At 44.2% G+C, this 15979-nt stretch carries 15 protein-coding genes; 2 read left to right on the forward strand and 13 right to left on the reverse strand.

Annotation, left to right across the window (positions count from 1 at the left end; all coding sequences use genetic code 11):
- Positions 1-5: 5 nt before the first annotated feature.
- The 9 genes from WCW_RS00280 to WCW_RS00320 form a co-directional block, all read right to left on the reverse strand.
- Positions 6-1052 carry a polysaccharide biosynthesis/export family protein gene (locus WCW_RS00280; RefSeq protein ID WP_013181165.1) on the reverse strand — a complete coding sequence of 349 codons (1047 nt, stop codon included), beginning with the start codon at positions 1050-1052 and terminating at the stop codon, positions 6-8.
- A gap of 124 nt (positions 1053-1176) precedes the next feature.
- The gene (locus WCW_RS00285; RefSeq protein ID WP_013181167.1) at positions 1177-2262 is read right to left on the reverse strand and encodes an Lpg1974 family pore-forming outer membrane protein; all 1086 of its coding nucleotides are present in this window, start codon (positions 2260-2262) and stop codon (positions 1177-1179) included.
- 220 nt (positions 2263-2482) lie between these two features.
- A complete protein-coding gene (locus WCW_RS00290) occupies positions 2483-3580 on the reverse strand; it encodes an Lpg1974 family pore-forming outer membrane protein (RefSeq protein ID WP_013181168.1) in 1098 nt (365 codons plus the stop codon).
- 269 nt (positions 3581-3849) lie between these two features.
- The gene (locus tag WCW_RS00295) at positions 3850-4920 is read right to left on the reverse strand and encodes an Lpg1974 family pore-forming outer membrane protein (protein ID WP_013181169.1); all 1071 of its coding nucleotides are present in this window, start codon (positions 4918-4920) and stop codon (positions 3850-3852) included.
- An 87-nt stretch (positions 4921-5007) separates the two neighbouring features.
- A complete protein-coding gene (locus WCW_RS00300; protein WP_013181170.1) occupies positions 5008-5910 on the reverse strand; it encodes a glycosyltransferase family 2 protein in 903 nt (300 codons plus the stop codon).
- Positions 5903-6829, reverse strand: coding sequence for an NAD-dependent epimerase/dehydratase family protein (locus WCW_RS00305; RefSeq protein WP_013181171.1), 927 nt, complete (start codon positions 6827-6829; stop codon positions 5903-5905). The genes WCW_RS00300 and WCW_RS00305 overlap by 8 nt, the downstream gene beginning before the upstream one ends.
- Positions 6826-7353 carry a dTDP-4-dehydrorhamnose 3,5-epimerase gene (rfbC, locus tag WCW_RS00310; RefSeq protein ID WP_013181172.1) on the reverse strand — a complete coding sequence of 176 codons (528 nt, stop codon included), beginning with the start codon at positions 7351-7353 and terminating at the stop codon, positions 6826-6828. The genes WCW_RS00305 and rfbC overlap by 4 nt, the downstream gene beginning before the upstream one ends.
- Entirely contained in the window at positions 7304-8389 is a 1086-nt protein-coding gene (gene rfbG, locus WCW_RS00315; protein WP_013181173.1) for a CDP-glucose 4,6-dehydratase, read from the reverse strand. Before rfbG ends, rfbC begins: the two co-directional genes overlap by 50 nt.
- The gene (locus WCW_RS00320) at positions 8373-9221 is read right to left on the reverse strand and encodes a glucose-1-phosphate cytidylyltransferase (protein WP_013181174.1); all 849 of its coding nucleotides are present in this window, start codon (positions 9219-9221) and stop codon (positions 8373-8375) included. Before WCW_RS00320 ends, rfbG begins: the two co-directional genes overlap by 17 nt.
- Before the next feature lie 130 nt (positions 9222-9351).
- On the opposite strand from WCW_RS00320, the gene WCW_RS00325 reads away from it, so the two are divergent.
- Together WCW_RS00325 and WCW_RS00330 are read left to right on the forward strand one after the other, a co-directional pair.
- Complete coding sequence (locus WCW_RS00325) at positions 9352-10578, forward strand: amino acid permease (RefSeq protein ID WP_013181175.1); 1227 nt, start codon at positions 9352-9354, stop codon at positions 10576-10578.
- Positions 10575-11309: an FkbM family methyltransferase gene (locus WCW_RS00330; RefSeq protein WP_013181176.1), complete on the forward strand. Its 735-nt coding sequence runs from the start codon at positions 10575-10577 to the stop codon at positions 11307-11309. Before WCW_RS00325 ends, WCW_RS00330 begins: the two co-directional genes overlap by 4 nt.
- 39 nt (positions 11310-11348) lie before the next feature.
- Here the strand turns inward: WCW_RS00330 and WCW_RS00335 are convergent, their stop codons facing one another.
- Genes WCW_RS00335 through WCW_RS00350 form a run of 4 tightly spaced genes read right to left on the reverse strand, consistent with a single transcriptional unit; the run spans position 11349 to position 15975 of the window.
- The gene (locus tag WCW_RS00335; protein ID WP_013181177.1) at positions 11349-12716 is read right to left on the reverse strand and encodes an NAD(P)(+) transhydrogenase (Re/Si-specific) subunit beta; all 1368 of its coding nucleotides are present in this window, start codon (positions 12714-12716) and stop codon (positions 11349-11351) included.
- A 2-nt stretch (positions 12717-12718) separates the two neighbouring features.
- Entirely contained in the window at positions 12719-13009 is a 291-nt protein-coding gene (locus tag WCW_RS00340; protein WP_013181178.1) for an NAD(P) transhydrogenase subunit alpha part 2, read from the reverse strand.
- Positions 13010-13017: 8 nt separating this feature from the next.
- On the reverse strand, positions 13018-14154 hold the full coding sequence (locus tag WCW_RS00345; RefSeq protein ID WP_013181179.1) for an NAD(P) transhydrogenase subunit alpha: 1137 nt from the start codon (positions 14152-14154) through the stop codon (positions 13018-13020).
- Positions 14155-14196: 42 nt separating this feature from the next.
- On the reverse strand, positions 14197-15975 hold the full coding sequence (locus WCW_RS00350) for an AMP-dependent synthetase/ligase (protein WP_013181180.1): 1779 nt from the start codon (positions 15973-15975) through the stop codon (positions 14197-14199).
- Positions 15976-15979 lie beyond the last annotated feature (4 nt).

Here is a 15979-nt window from a genome sequence, read left to right on the forward strand (position 1 = left end):
CTTATCTAAAACATTTCATAAGTCATAAAGATATCACGCGTTCCTACAAGTGAAGGAGTCAACTGGCTGATGAATCGGTTCCACTGAGTGATCGGTTTTTCCGATACGTAAATGGTGTCTCCAGGCATGAGCAGCATGCTTCGATTGGGCAGATGAATGATATGCTCCCATGAAATAACGTAGATTTTTGGACAAGCGAGATCTCCTCTGATGATTTGAATGCAGCGTCTATTTCCTGTAAAAGGGATTCCTCCTGCCCTTACAATGGCTTCAGGCAGGCTAATATATCCATAGGGAATTTCGATTGCTGAAGGGCGGTTGACCTCCCCCATCACCATCACGACGGCATCATCCGGGTTGGCAATGAAGATCTTATCTCCCCCTTTCATGACGATGTTTTGGCTCATATCCCCTTCGTTCATGAGTTTGTAGAGATCAACAGAAAGAGGGGTTCCGTCTCTTAAAACATAGCTCATGAAAAGGTTTGCTCTGGGGTTGATTCTTGCTTTTGACAACATCTCGTATAAGCGTATTTTGCCATCTGCCGGCATGATCGGAACTTCTGCGTTTCCTGCGATGTCCACTTTGCGAGACAGACGGTCCCGATATGAGATAAAGACTTCCGCATCGGCATATTGCTGTTGAATTTCCCGTTGGATTTTCTGTTGTGCTTCTAGCAAAGTCAATCCTTCTACTTTAACCGGAGCAATATCCGGTAGATCTACTTCGCCATTAACAACGCGAAACCCTCCGACAGCATGGTTGATGAAGTCGAATGCGTTTTGAATCTCTTTTCGCAAAGGGTGGTAGAGGACGATATTGAGCACGTCGTCTTCGACAATGACATCTTGATACTCAATCAAAGCATCGTGAGGAAGCGGGGGGATCTCTTCTCCGGTCATTTCCAGTATAGCTAGTTTTCCCTGACGGATGCGGTAGGAGTCGATCACAAATTCGTCGGGACCAACGACATTGTAGTCACAGCATGGCCGTGAACATGAGTTAAAGAGAATGAAGGAGAAAAGAATTAGTATAGAGAATTTTAAATGCATTTCAAGTCAATACTTCGTAAGAGTGACCTGACATGCTACTGGATTTTTATTTTTTTGTCTTTAAGACAAAAAAAGAGGAACAAAATTTTGTTCCTCTTTTTTTAAAGTATCTATCAAATTCAGCTTAGAACGCAGCAGACAATCTTACGAACAGACCGTCAAAGCCAAGGTCGCAGCAGTTTGAAGAGACAAGGCCGATGTCGCCAGATTTGGAGAGGTCTGTGAAGCCGCCAAGGTTAAACCACTGGTGGAACTCATAACCTACAGAGAAAGCCAGATCTGTGCAGCAGACATTGCAAAGCGGGAAAGTGATGCCCACATTTAGATCAAGCACAGCGATAGACTTCCAGCAAGAGCCGCTTACTAGAGGACCTTGAATGAATTCATTTCCCTCTCCAGCTGATTTTCCACTGTATCTAAAATCTTGAGAAGCCTCCCCGACGCCGATTCCTAATGAAAGCCCTCCAAAGAAATCAAAGCAATCGCAGATTTTATAGCTGGCCTTGTTTCCTATGTAAAGTCCATAAAAGTCTAAGTCTGCTTTTTGGAAAATAACATCTGCAGCGCTATCTTCCCCAAGAGGATCTTCAATACTGCTGGAGTATATTGAGTCCCTGGTTTGTTTGATGTTGGCGTACCGGAAACCGGAGAAGAGTCTTGTCGCAAGGCAGTCGGATAATTCGAGATGGTATCCTAACTCGACATCAACTTGATTGAGTTCAACTTTGTAATCCGAAGCTGCAAATTCAATTAGAGGTGGAGTTTCGCCTGCGATATCGCTAAAAACGACACCTGAAGATCCGGTTATACCAATAGCAAAGTCTTGATCGACATTATTGATAGAGCTGCCGTCTTTGCTGCGGAACCATGTGTAATGGATGCCAAGATCAAGATCGCCGCATGCTTTCAAAACACCGATGCGGAAGCCTGAATCGTAAGAAGGGCATATGCCTGCAAGTTTTCTTACATCCCCCCCTATAGCTCCCTCAGCACCCACATATGTGAAAGCGTAATCTAAATCGCATCTTCTAGGCCTCCAGTAAAGATAGTCGGCATAGATTGACCAGCCTTCGCATGGATCGCAATCGCATAGACTGAATCCGCAATCGCTTCCTGTATCGCAGCTGTAGTAGTCGCTTGCGTTTGCGGGAGTGAACTGGGTTGAGGAAACAACAGTTGACAGAGCAACTATCCATTTTTTCCAAGACATTGAATATCCTCCAATTTTAGAATTGCTTGTTGATTAATGATTCAAGTAAGACCTATATCAATATTCCTATTTTTAAGAAAAGAAATATTTTCTAGATAAAATTTAATTACTCAAGACTCCTTGGCAGCATTGTTGCCCTATCCCTCTCTAGTATAGATCAAAAAAAAAGAGGGACAGGAATCTGTCCCTCTTTCATTTAAAAGAAATATCAAATTTCAGCTTAGAACGCAGCAGACAATCTTACGAACAGACCGTCAAAGCCAAGGTCGCAGCAGTTTGAAGAAACGAGGCCTCTGCCAGCAGCTTCTCCTTCGCTGTCAACAGTACGTGAAAGGGAGGTGAAGCCGCCAAGGTTAAACCACTGGTGGAATTCGTAACCTACAGAAAAAGCCAAATCTGTGCAGCAGACGTTGCAAAGAGGGAAAGTGATGCCCACGTTTAGATCAAGCACAGCGATAGACTTCCAGCAAGACTCATTCACTAAATCCGCTTGAGTGTAATCTGTGCCGCCTATACTTTTACCTTTGTGATCAAAATCCTGAGAAACCTCTCCGACGCCGATTCCCAGTGAAAGTCCTCCAAAGAAATCAAAGCAGTCGCAGATTTTATAGCTAGCTTTGTTTCCTACGTAAAGTCCGTAAAAATCCAGATCGGCTTTCTGGTGAATAACATCCACTTGGTTAAGAGAACTTTCGGCGAACTGATCATTAATATTACTGGAGTATACTGAGTCTTGAGTTTGCTTAATATTAGCGTAGCGGAAGCCTGAGAAAAGTCTTGCCGCAAGGCAATCGGACAACTCAAGGTGGTATCCTAATTCGACATCAACTTGATTGAGCTCAATTTTATAATCCGAAGCTGCTAATTGGATCCCGTCAGTAACAAATAAACTTGCACTTCCAATTTTAGTTGGAAGAATCAAGAAATCTTCGCCGACATTGTTGATGGAACTGCCGTCTTTGCTACGGAACCATGTATAATGGACGCCAAAATCTAGATCGCCGAACGCCTTCAAAATACCGATGCGGAAACCGGAATCATAAGAAGGGCATATGCCGGATAATCCTGTAGCGAATGCTTCTTGTAGTTCACTACCATTTTCGATATACGTTATCGCATAATCTAAATCACACTTTCTAGGTCTCCAGTAGAGGTAGTCGGCATAGATTGACCAGCCTTCGCATGGATCGCTATCGCAGAAACTGAATCCGCAATCACTTCCTGTATCGCAACTGCTGTAGCTGCCAGCGTTTGCGGGACTGAACTGAGTTGAGAAAACAACAGTTGACAGAGCAACTATCCATTTTTTCCAAGACATTGAATATCCTCCAATTTTAGAATTGCTTGTTGATTAATGATTCAAGTAAGACCTATATCAATATTCCTATTTTTAAGAAAAGAAATATTTTCTAGGTAAAACCTGATTTTCAAAAAAAAATATTTTATAGATTTTCATCGCCTTTTAGGGTAAATAGGTCCATTTTGCGCGGGAGGAGGTTTTAAGAGGGAGATTTTTGCATGAGCTAAAAAAAAAGAGGAACAAAATTCTGTTCCTCTTTTTTTTAAAAAATCTTTGGATTTTTAGCGTTAGAACGCAGCTGACACCCTTACGAATAGACCATCAAAGCTAAGGTCGCAGCAGTGTGAGTCGACTCCATAATTTCCGAAAGGAAAAGCGATGAAGTCGCTAACGTTAAACCACTGGTGGAATTCGTAACCTACAGAGAAAGCCAGATCTGTGCAGCAGACGTTGCAAAGAGGGAAAGTGATGCCTACGTTTAGATCAAGCACAGCAATAGATTTCCAGCAAGAGGTGCTTACTAGATCGCCTTGAGCGAATTCTACATCTGGACCCCCATCAGCTTTACCTTGTTGATCGATTCTTTGAGAAACATCTCCGACGCCGATTCCCAGTGAAAGTCCTCCAAAGAAATCAAAACAGTCGCAGATCTTATAGCTGGCTTTGTTTCCTACATAAAGTCCGTAAAAGTCCAGATCGGCTTTCTGTTGGATAACATCCACTTGTGCAAGCGGGTTGCTATTAGCGTATTGATCATTAATGTCACTGGAGTATACCGAGTTCTGAGATTGCTTGATCTTGGCGTATCGGAAACCGGAGAAAATTCTTGCAGCAAGGCAATCGGATAATTCAAGATGGTATCCTAACTCGGCATCAATTTGATTTAATTCAACTTTATAATCTGAAGCCGCTAATTCGATCGGATCGGTAACAAATGGGCTGATAACTTTAGTTTGGCCAATGATAAAATCTTCGCCGACATTGTTGATGGAACTGCCGTCTTTGCTGCGGAACCATGTATAATGGACGCCAAAATCTAGATCGCCGAACGCCTTCAAAATACCGATGCGGAAACCGGAATCATAAGAAGGGCATATGCCGGATAATCCTGTGACGAATGCTAAATTTTCATTTTCTGTATCTAAAGTTGTGAAAGCATAATTTAAATCACATCTTCTGGGTCTCCAGTAAAGATAGTCGGCATAGATTGACCAGCCTTCGCATGGGTCGCTATCGCAGAAACTGAATCCGCAATCGCTTCCTGTATCGCAGTTATAGTAATTGCCTGCACTTGCAGGAGAGAACTGAGTTGAGAAAACAACAGTTGACAGAGCAACTATCCATTTTTTCCAAGACATTGAATATCCTCCAATTTTAGAATTCCTTGTTAACTAGTGATTCAAGTAGAACCTATATCATTATCTCTATTTTTAAGAAAAGAAATATTAATCCCAGTAAAAATCCTGGCTGCTAAGCGTTCGTTTGATCGTGATAGGTGCGTTCAAGGTCAACTTTCCGATATAATATCCCGCTAATTTGGCTGCCGTCTGCAACACTGCATAAGGAAGGAGTTGTTTTTTGGTTTGATAAACTTTTTTTAACAGAGCAAGTGCATAAGCCTTTCCCCTTTTATTATCGCCGCCTGCCCCGGAGAATAATTGACTATATTGTCTGCGTGCCAGCCCTGTATCGTAATGCCGCTGAAATTCCTGCCACAAGGAATAGCTGTGGGAATGCCGTACTTTTGCTTCAGATATGTAGGCGATTTTATGCCCTTTGCGCAAAAGCTTCGCGGCGGCAACAGTATCTTCTCCTAGCAAGACATGAGAAAATCCTCCAATGGAATCCAGAGCGCTGTTTTTCCACGCACAGCAGGAGTTCGAACAGAAAAACGTGTAGACTCCATAGGTGTCGAGATCCTCAATTCCCCTCAATTGCGATTTCTCCGGATAATTGTATTCTCTGGAAAAAGAAGCGAATAGGTCTGCGCCTTGATGTGGAATTTGCTTGGCGTAGGCAATAGACGCTGTTCCGTCGCGCAGCGGCTGAGTCAATGTTTCAACCAATGAACTGTCTTCGGCGTAAGCATCGGGAGTGATCATGATCACAATGTCTGTTGCGAGATGTTTTCTTGCCGCTTCTCTGGTCTTCCCATGATTGAAGCTGTTTCTCGGAACAACAAGAGTCTCTGCTCCGAGCGTTTCAGCCTCTTCGACTGTTCCGTCATGTGAAGAGGAGTTGACGACTAAAATTTTTGGCTTCATAGGAGATTTAAGCAATGGAGGCAGGCAGTATTTAAGATGATGCTTTGCCTGATGCGTTATGACTGCTATGCCAATTTCATCCATAGTAATGACTGTAAAAGGAGGCTAATTGATCCCAAGCCTCTTTTTCGCTCCACGTTTCGATGTTAATGGGTTGCGTATTAATTCTTTTTTTTGGTTCGGGAAATTCTGTTTGCTCTTTAAGGGTGAATGCGCAAGGAACCGATAGCCTCTTTTCCATCTCTTTAGCAAAACGTTCAGTGAACTTGGCTTGGGATTCGCTATATCCGCTGGGATTCCATTGTTGATAGGAAGTGTTGCGGTCAATTGATGCGGCAGCTTTTGCATAGAGCTTAGCCAGCAAGGAGACGTGGATATTATCTCGCACATAGTTCGGGAAAGAAACTTCGGGAATTTTTCTTGAAAGCCATGATTTTGCGAGATAGGTTGTAAATTTTTGTTCTTCATAAGGGCCAAAGGGGTTTGGAATCACAAATTTTCCTAGCTGGATCTTGTTTTGTTCGCAGGCAAATCGAAAAATTTCAGATGTCAAACCTTTCGAATATCCATAAGGAGAAACCGCCTGCTCAATGTTGTCTCCTTCCCCTTCGTTTTGCTCGAATACAGATCCTGTCAGCATGATTCTACAGCATCCTCTTTCCTTTAGAGATTGAAGGATTTTTTCTAATCGCCAGGTGTTTTTCTTTACTGCATTGGAAACATCAAAATCGGAGCTTTTGTAGCAGCTGACTTCTGCTGCGTGGTGGCAAAGCAGATCCCAGCGGCTGCTTTTGACGAGTTCAAGAAAAGAGTCTGAACCAAATTTGCAATTAAAGTGAGAAATGCAACGAGTTAGTACAGCCGCGACCCTTTTTCCTCTCAACTCTTGATAGGTATTTTGGCTCTTCTGAAAAATGCAGGTGACCGCGTGCCCTTGAGAGGAAAGCTCTTTAGCAAACCACATTCCGGTAAATGAACTGGCACCTGTAAAAAGAATGTTCATAAAAAATCAGGATGGGAGTTATCTCTTTCAGAAATCACTCGAGGAGGCTCTGGCCAAGAGATGTTGAACCGAGGGTCGTTCCATCGAATGCCTCTTTCGAATTTAGGAGAATAGGGAGCAGAAACAAGATAGTAGACTTCCGTATAAGGCTCCAGGGTTAAAAATCCATGGGCAAAACCACGGGGTACGTACATCATCGTGCGGTTGTCAGCGGAAAGTATGGTTCCAAACGATTGTCCGAAGGTGGGCGAGTCCTCTCTTAGATCGAGGACTGCATCGTACAAAGAACCCTTGATGCATCGGACAAGTTTCGTTTCAGCAAAAGGAGGCAGCTGATAATGCATTCCTCTTAGAGTTCCCTGTTCTATGCTGAAAGAGTCGTTTGCCTGGACAAAAGCGGTTTCCAACCCTTTTTCTCTGAATTCCTCAGAGCAAAAGGTGCGTGCAAAAAAACCTCTTTCATCCTCTCTTTTTTCAAGATTGATGAGAAAAACGCCCTCTAGCGGGGCTGGTGTCATTTTCATATTTTTCGATCTGTTGCATGCAGGTTTCAAACATGTTTGATTGGGTGTCGTATGCTTTAAACCAAGAAGCTGTTTTTTCGATTGCTTCTTTCCAGCAGTATCGAGGACTCCAGCTAAGTTCTTTGGCAGCTTTTTCCCAATTCAGTTTAAGGGTTTCCATTTCCTCCGGAGCGTTTTTGCAGCTGTTGTCGGTCCAGTTTCCGCTGCCCCACGTTTCAATTGCGTATTCGACCATTTCTTGAACGGTGACGGCATTTTTTTCAAAAGGGCCGAAATTCCATGAACCGGAGAAAATTTCTCCGGTTGTCAACAGCTCGCCGGCTATCTTCAAGTATCCGTATAAAGCATCGAGAACATGCAGCCAAGGCCTGATGCTTTTTGGATTGCGCACTGAAATGGATTGTTGATTGATCAAGGCGCGAAAACAATCCGGCAGTAAACGGTGTGGAGAAAAATCACCTCCTCCGATCACATTGCCGCATCGAACGGTTGCTACTGAAATATTTCCTTTCAAAAAAGATTCCCGATAGGAAGAAGCGGCAAGTTCAGCCATCGCCTTGCTTGCACTATAAGGGTCTTTTCCCCCTAATCGGTCATTTTCACGGTATCCCCATACCCAGGAGCGGTTTTCATAGCATTTATCTGTTGTGGCGATCACGATTGCGCGGATTGATGGAGAGCGGCGGCAAGCTTCCAATACATTGACTGTCCCCAGGGCATTTGTGGAAAAAGTTTCCTGAGGCGACTTGTAGCTGTTCAGCACAATAGATTGGGCGGCAAAGTGAAAGACCGCATCAGGATTGGTTGTTTGAACGATTTCAGAAAGCTGCGCAAGATCCCGCACGTCTCCTTGTGCGTGGGTGATGCGGTTTTCCAGTCCGACAAGTGAAAAAAGATCGGAGGGTGCGAGGCTGTATCCGATAACGTGAGCGCCTAGTTTATTCAACCAAAGGGAGAGCCATGTTCCTTTGAATCCTGTGTGACCGGTCACTAAGACTTTTTTTCCTTTGAACGCATCTTTAGGAAATTGAGGCATATTCGAGACTTCCTTGAGAGAGGGCATTGGCCTGTAGCAACCAAGGCGGCTTACCTGTTTTCCAAAGTTCGTTTAAGTGGTCCCTGTCCCTTTGAGTGTCCATACATGACCAAAAACCGCGATGTTTATAGACTTGCAGTTCGCCGTCTTCGGCTAGGCGAACCAGAGGGGTTTTTTCTAGAATGCAATCGGAAGATTTCTCGAGGTATTGATCGATAAATTCCCTTTTGAAAAAGAAAAACCCTCCGTTTATCCATTTTTTGGAAAATTCAGGTTTCTCCACAAATTTGATGACTTCGTTGTTTTGAAGATGAATTTCTCCGAACCGGGAGGGAGGATTGACGCCTAAAATCGTACCGGTTTTTCCATGGGAAAGGTGAAAGGCAAACTCATCGTGCAAGTTTGCATTGCAGAGGCCGTCTCCATAGGTGACTGCGAAATGCGGAGAATCGCCTAAATATTTTTCTGCAGCCATTGCGATGCGGCCGCCAGTCATTGTTTTTTCTCCGGTGTAAGCGATTGTCACATTCCAATCTTCTTTATGGTGGATAGAGTGGACTGTCATTTTATTTTTTTCAAGATTGATGGAAAAATCGCTGTTCATGTAGCTGTAATTGAGAAAATAGGATTTGATCACTTCCGACTTGAATCCGGTGCAGAGGACGAACTTTTTAAATCCGTTGCGCCTGTAGATATGCATGATATGCCACAATATTGGATGGTTGCCGATTGGCACCATCGGCTTGGGTCTGAACTCGGTTTCCTCTTTAATTCTCGTGCCTAGGCCTCCGCAAAGGATGAAGACCGGGGTTTGTTCAGTAGGCTGTACCATGTATCGCTAATTTTTTTTGTTGATTATTCTATTGATATTTAGACTTGTATGCAAATTTTTTTTCTTGTTTCTAAACAAAAAACTATAGTAAACTATTATCTTAAGCCTTGATTTTTTGAGAAAATCCCCTATGAAAGAAGAGTCCATGTCTTTGTCCCAGGAAAAATCCCAAGAGGGAAGTGTTTGGAGCGGTATCTTATTGATTAGCGGCACGAGCATTGGCGCAGGGATGCTTGCGCTTCCGGTTGTGACTGGGCTTTCTGGATTTTTACCTGCGATGTTTGTCAATGCTGTTTGCTGGTTGTTTATGCTTGCGACTGGTTTGCTGCTTTTGGAAGCAACATTATGGATGAAAAGCGGGGCGAATATCCTTTCCATGACCGAGAGGCTTTTAGGGCCGGTGGGAAAAGTTTTTGGAGGAGGCTCCTTTATTTTTCTCTATTATTGCTTGTTGATTTCATATATTTCAGGAGGCGCGCCTCTTTTAGGCAACTCGGTGGAAACTCATTTGGGATTAGAGCTTTCCCCTTCTTTTTATTCGTTTCTTTTTGCTTTCTTGTTTGGGGCGATTATCTACTTCGGGCACCGCGTTGTTGACCGTGTAAACTGGTTGCTTATGGTTAGCCTGATTATCTCTTATGTCCTTTTGTTGATTATCGGAACGACTGAGGTTTCTGCAAAGAAACTTATGAATAAAAACTGGGGGCTTTCGTTAATGGCAGCTCCTGTTCTTTTTAGTGCCTATGGGTATCACAACATCGTTCCTTCTGTGACTTTTTATTTGAAGCAGAATGTGAAAAAGCTTCGCTTGGCGATTGTTTTAGGAACGGCCCTTCCTTTTCTTGTGTATTCCCTTTGGCAATGGATGATTTTGGGAACGCTTACTCCGGAAGAGATTGCGCTTTCTGCTAAGCAGGGAGTTCCTGTAACCTATACCCTCCAGGAAATTACCGGTAGCACGGTTCTTAGCCTTTTAGGAGGGTATTTCGGCTTTTTTGCTTTAGTCACTTCGTTTTTGGGAGTTTCCCTTTCGATGGTTGATTTTTTTGCTGATGGATTTCAGGTCAGGGGAGTGGGTTTCTCACGCGTTGTGCTTTGTCTTTTGGTTTTCTTTCCGCCGGCAATTTTCGCTGCCGTTAACCCTGGCATTTTCATCGAAGCCTTAGGGATTGCAGGGGGATATGGAGAGGCGGTCCTCAATGGCATGATTCCTGTCATGATGGTTTGGGTTGGCAGATATCATTTGAAATTAGAGGGAAAGTATCGCGTTATAGGGGGGCGCCCTTTGTTGATTCTCCTCTTTTTATTCACAATTGTGATTATTGGTCTTGAGACGCAGCATTTGTTGTCGGAATGAGCTGCAAGTATCACCTGACGGAAAACCTGGCAATTTTTTGCCGTTCCTCTATAGAAAAATTTAGGTGTGAAACGTTTTGGACAAAGGAACCCGAGACGCTTGAATGGATCGGTAGATTTAATTCCAAGGCAATTTTTATCGATGTTGGCGCTAATATCGGATTATATTCTCTTTTTGCAGCTTCCATTCACAGTAAAATGAAAATTTATGCCATTGAACCGTTGAGTGGCAATTATCAAAGCATCAAGGAAAATATCCAGTTAAATGGCTTCGACCAGGTGATTCCGCTTAAGATCGCTGTTTCAGACAGGGAAGGGGATGTGCCGTTTCATATTTTGAATGAAGAGTCCGGATCTAGCGGCAGTCAGATTATCGAACCGGTGAAAGAGTCCGGAGAGTCTTTTAAGCCAGTGAAAGAGGAGATGATCCATTGCGTAACAGTTGATAATCTTTGTGAGCGGTTTAATATTCGGTGCGATTATTTGAAAATTGATATCGATGGCAGGGAATGGCAGGTACTGAAAGGAGCGGAAAAGAGTCTCGAGTCATCGGTTCAAAGTGTGCTGGTCGAATTAAACCCTTTTTATGTTGCGTTGGATAGTGTTCATGCATGGATGAAAGATAGAGGATTTTCCATCGATGGAATTTTGCAATCGCTTGCTAATCATTCAAATAACAGACGCAGCCCACAAGGCCCTCTCAACTTTATATACACCAAAACCGATTCTTGAAGCTGTTTCGATGTATTCGCGATAACGATTCATTGATGATTACTTCTTAAATTCGCTGACCAAAGAGGAAAGAGATTGTTTGGCATCGCCAAACAGCATCCGCGTATTCTCTTTGAAAAAGAGCGCATTTTCCATTCCTGCAAAACCAGGATTCAGCCCCCGCTTCAAGACGAGGCAAGTTTTTGCCATTTCCACATCAATGACCGGCATGCCGTAAAGAGTGCTGGAAGGATCCTCTTTCGCGGCTGGATTTACAACATCGTTCGCTCCAATGACAACTGCTACATCCACAATTCCCATTGTTGGATTGACATCTTTCGGCTCCACAAGCAACTCGTAAGGGACATTTGCTTCTGCTAAAAGCACATTCATATGACCTGGCATCCGCCCGGCAACAGGGTGGATCGCATACTGCACTTCGGTGCCATTCTCCTCTAACATGTCCGCAAGCTCCTTAACAATATGCTGTGCTTGCGCAACAGCCATGCCATAGCCCGGGACAAAGATCACTGATCGCGCTGCTTCCAACAAGAAATAGGCATCCGATGCGTTGATTGGCTTTGCCTCTCCTTTGATCCCCTGTGATGACTGACTGGAAGCCGTTTTTCCAAAGCCGCTGAAAAGAACATTGAGCAAAGAACGATTCATTGCCTTGCACATGATATTTGTCAGAATCAATCCGCTAGCTCCCACTAAAGAACCGGCAACGATTAGAACGGTGTTGTAGATGATAAAGCCAGCCATGCTTGCAGCAAGCCCTGAGTAACTGTTCAATAGGGCGATAACCACCGGCATGTCTGCTCCGCCAATGGGGATCACTGTTAATATTCCAAGCAGAAGAGAAAGTGCGGTGAATGCCAAAAATAATGTGTAACTGTTTCCAATAGAAAAGCTGAAAAGAATTCCGCAAACAACTGCAATCAACATAAGCAGAGCATTGACCGATTGCTGACCTTTGAATAAAGTTGGCTTGCCATCCATCTTTTTCGCCAGTTTGGCGTAGGCGATCATGCTGCCTGTAAATGTTACACCGCCAATGAGAACGGTAAGGAAAATTGCGAAACGGGTGAAGGGATCCTCAGAAGGTTTCGAATGAAATTCCGCCCAACCGACAAGAAGGCTGGCAATGCCCCCGAATCCATTGAAGAGCGCAACCATCTCCGGCATTGCTGTCATCTGAACAGATTGAGCTGTCAAAGCACCGATTGCCGCTCCAGTTGCCAAGCCGATGGCTATCCAAGTGTAGCTGAGCCCGCTGTAAAGCAGCGTTGCAGTTATGGCAACCAGCATGCCAACAGCAGATATTGCGTTTCCTTTCCGGGCAGTCTTAGCGGAACTGAGCATTTTCAAGCCGATAATAAACAGAATAGAGGCAAAGATATAAGCAAAGTCAAAGAGTACATTCATGGTTATTTCTGGTTCTTGTGTTTGAAAATTTTCAACATGCGGTCTGTAACGAGATAACCTCCCACTACATTGATTGTTGCGAAAATAACTGCCAATAGGCCTAAAACAATTGCAAAAAGGCTATCGCCCAGATAGCCTGTGGCAATGATCGCCCCTACGATGGTGATCCCGGAAATGGCATTTGATCCCGACATCAAGGGCGTGTGTAGCTGAGAAGGAACTTTAGAAATGAGCTCAAATCCTGTAAATACTGCCAGGACAAAGACAAAGAGTAATAATCCAATCGATTCCATAACGCTCCTTATGCGGGTTGCAGGCTTTGAAACTGAGAGTTGACCACTTCCCCGCAGTGAGTGATCAAACTCCTGGAAATGATCTCATCATCCAAGTTCAACCGCAAACTTTGAGATTCTTTATCCCAAAAATGCTCGAGAAAATTTGTCAAATTGTTGCTGTACATTTCACTGGCGTTGTAAGCAACTTGCCCGGGAAAATTGCTGAGTCCGATGATTTTAACTCCATTGCGTTCGATAATTTGATCCGGCAGCGCTCCTTCGACATTTCCGCCGGATTCCACTGCGAGATCAACCAACAGACTTCCCGGCGCCATCATATCGATGATTCGATTTTCGATAATGAGAGGTGCCCGTCTGCCAAATAATTGTGCTGTGGTGATTACGACATCCGACTGAACGCATACTTTGGCCATTGCTTCTTTTTGCAGAAGCAGCTGCTCAGAGGTGAGCTCTTTGGCATAGCCTTGTTCCGTTTGAGAGGTTTCTCCAAGATCGACTTTGACGAACTTTGCTCCCAGGGATTGTACCTGCTCGGCAACTGTCGGACGAGTGTCGAATGCTTGAACACGAGCGCCGAGCCTTTTTGCTGTGGCAATTGCTTGAAGCCCTGCAACGCCTGCGCCAATGACAAAAACGCGCGCGGGCTGAATGGTTCCGGATGGAGTTGCCATCATAGGGAAAATTTTGTTGAGATGTTGCGCTGCGGTCATGACTGCAACATATCCTGCCAAGCTGGCCTGAGAACTTAATACGTCCATTTTTTGAGCAATGGTTGTTCGTGGGATCATCTCAACGCTGATTGCACTGACTCCGGCTTCTCTGAATGCTTCAATAAGCCCAGGGTTCTGAAAAGGGTTCATGCAGCCTAAGTAGATGGCTCCTTTCTTCATCGATCCGACCTCTTCGCACGAGAGGGGGTTTAGCTTCAGAACTATATCAGCATCGCGGAGCGCGAGATTGCGGCTTTCCACAATTTCAGCTCCTTTGCAGAGATATTCTGAATCAGAGAGATAAAGGGAGTTCCCGATTCCCTGTTCGATCTGGACGCTTGCTCCCATCGAAATCAATTTCGAGACAGAAGCTGGCGTTGCGCTTGCGCGTGTTTCTTTTGAAGAAGTTTCCTTAGGGATAAAAATACGCATTCTTACATCCAGGTGAAATGTATAAATCGCGCTATTGTATAATTAATCTTGGATTAAATAGAAACTTCTTTTTCCCACACAGTGGTAGATCTCTTCAACCACACTGGCGTATTTCTCCAAAATGGCTTTGCGTCGAAGTTTAAGCGTCGGAGTCAGCTCCATGCCATCGATCGTCGGCGGAGTCAGAATAAAGCGATAGGCTCTGATTTTTTGCCAATGGTCAAGTGATTTGTTGATCTCCTCAATGAGTCGGATGATCTCTTCATTGACCTCTTCGGAATCAAGGAATTCGTGAACCGAGAGATATCCTTGGCTTTTTTGTGCTTTCCAGTTTTCAACTGATGGGAAATCGGGAAACAGCAAAACAGCTGGAAAAGGGTGCCCTTCGCCAATTACCATTGCCATGTCGATCAATGGCGATTCGGAAAGCCTTTGTTCAATTGGTACGGGTGAAACGTATTCCCCTTGAGATGTTTTGAACGCTTCGTTAATTCTTCCTTGAACGACTAGGTGTCCGTCATTGTCTATGTATCCATAGTCTCCTGTATGCAGCCACCCTTCGGGATCTATGGTTTTTCTCGTTGCCTCAGGATTTAAATAATACCCTTTCATGACGGTTGGGCTATGCGCCAAGATCTCTCCATCTTCGCTGATCTTGAATCTGACTCCAGGCACAGGCGGTCCGACTGTGCCTACTTTATTTTGATGAAGCCTGTTAACTGCGATACAGGAACCTTCCGTGAGTCCCCAGCCTTGCAAAATTGGGATGCCGACACTGAGATAAAAGCGGTGCAGGTGGGGATTTAAAGGGGCCCCTCCAGATAAAATTGAATGAAAATGAGGGCCGAAGGCTGAACGGATTTTTGAATACACCAATTGATCAGCAATGGGGAAAAGAGATCGTTTGATCCAATCGTTTTTCCTGTAAGCAAGATTGAACGCCCAAGTACCGATCAAGCGTTTAACCAAGCTGCTTTTTTTGACGCTGTCCAACATCTTCGAATAGACTTTTTCTAAGATCCTTGGAACAACGATCATGCGTGTAATCGGCAGCGTTGTTGCGACTTCTGTGATTTTTGTCAGATCGTTAAGAAAGTAGATTGGAACACCCCACGCTGTCATGATGAGGTGGATCTGTTTGGCAAAAATATGTGCCAGAGGAAGGATGCTTAAGTATTTGTCGGTACCCCTGAGGAGAAAGTCATCCATATTAACGATGCTGACTAAATTGCGGTGTGTGAGCTCAACGCCTTTTGGGCTTCCAGTGCTTCCACTTGAATAAATGATTGTTGCGACATCATCAGGGTGAATGGCTTGTTTGAGGATTTCTATTTGGTAAGGAGTTTCTTTGAGGATATTCATCCCTTTTTCGACCCAGTCATAAAAATTGTGATCCGTATGTTCATATGCGCCTTGTTCGATCCCTATCGTTGTTTCGAATTTTTCTTTGTGTTCTTTGATATGATCCCAGTCTTCCCGGTCGCCGACAAACAGCCATTTCGGTTTGGACTGCTCCACTTCATACACAAAATGCCTCCCGGAAAGATTCGCAAAAAACGGAACGGTGATTCCGCCGGCTAAAGTAACAGCGAAATCAATGATGCTCCAGTAAGGAGAGGATTTGGCGTAAATCCCGACTCTTTCCCCTTTTTTCAGCCCTTGATCTTTGAGGTATAAAGCCAGGCTTTCTACTTGATTGACAACCTGTTCTGTGGACAGGTGGAACCATTGGCCATCTTTCATATAATTGAAAGCTTGGCTTTGCCTTGGCCTTTCATTAAAACTGTGCAGCAAGTCAGGCAGATGTCTAAGAGGATCCATGCCT

This window comes from Waddlia chondrophila WSU 86-1044 (genome assembly GCF_000092785.1).
Taxonomy (GTDB): Bacteria; Chlamydiota; Chlamydiia; order Chlamydiales; family Waddliaceae; genus Waddlia; species Waddlia chondrophila.

Coding starts and splice junctions, on each gene's coding strand:
- WCW_RS00320 (WP_013181174.1), bottom strand. CDS start 9,221: ATGGTACAGCCTACTGAACAAACCCCGGTCTTCATCCTTTGCGGAGGC.
- WCW_RS00345 (WP_013181179.1), bottom strand. CDS start 14,154: ATGCGTATTTTTATCCCTAAGGAAACTTCTTCAAAAGAAACACGCGCA.
- rfbG (WP_013181173.1), bottom strand. CDS start 8,389: ATGCCTCAATTTCCTAAAGATGCGTTCAAAGGAAAAAAAGTCTTAGTG.
- WCW_RS00330 (WP_013181176.1), top strand. CDS start 10,575: ATGAGCTGCAAGTATCACCTGACGGAAAACCTGGCAATTTTTTGCCGT.
- WCW_RS00285 (WP_013181167.1), bottom strand. CDS start 2,262: ATGTCTTGGAAAAAATGGATAGTTGCTCTGTCAACTGTTGTTTCCTCA.
- WCW_RS00295 (WP_013181169.1), bottom strand. CDS start 4,920: ATGTCTTGGAAAAAATGGATAGTTGCTCTGTCAACTGTTGTTTTCTCA.
- WCW_RS00305 (WP_013181171.1), bottom strand. CDS start 6,829: ATGAACATTCTTTTTACAGGTGCCAGTTCATTTACCGGAATGTGGTTT.
- WCW_RS00325 (WP_013181175.1), top strand. CDS start 9,352: ATGAAAGAAGAGTCCATGTCTTTGTCCCAGGAAAAATCCCAAGAGGGA.
- WCW_RS00280 (WP_013181165.1), bottom strand. CDS start 1,052: ATGCATTTAAAATTCTCTATACTAATTCTTTTCTCCTTCATTCTCTTT.
- WCW_RS00335 (WP_013181177.1), bottom strand. CDS start 12,716: ATGAATGTACTCTTTGACTTTGCTTATATCTTTGCCTCTATTCTGTTT.
- WCW_RS00350 (WP_013181180.1), bottom strand. CDS start 15,975: ATGGATCCTCTTAGACATCTGCCTGACTTGCTGCACAGTTTTAATGAA.
- WCW_RS00290 (WP_013181168.1), bottom strand. CDS start 3,580: ATGTCTTGGAAAAAATGGATAGTTGCTCTGTCAACTGTTGTTTTCTCA.
- WCW_RS00340 (WP_013181178.1), bottom strand. CDS start 13,009: ATGGAATCGATTGGATTATTACTCTTTGTCTTTGTCCTGGCAGTATTT.
- WCW_RS00300 (WP_013181170.1), bottom strand. CDS start 5,910: ATGGATGAAATTGGCATAGCAGTCATAACGCATCAGGCAAAGCATCAT.
- rfbC (WP_013181172.1), bottom strand. CDS start 7,353: ATGAAAATGACACCAGCCCCGCTAGAGGGCGTTTTTCTCATCAATCTT.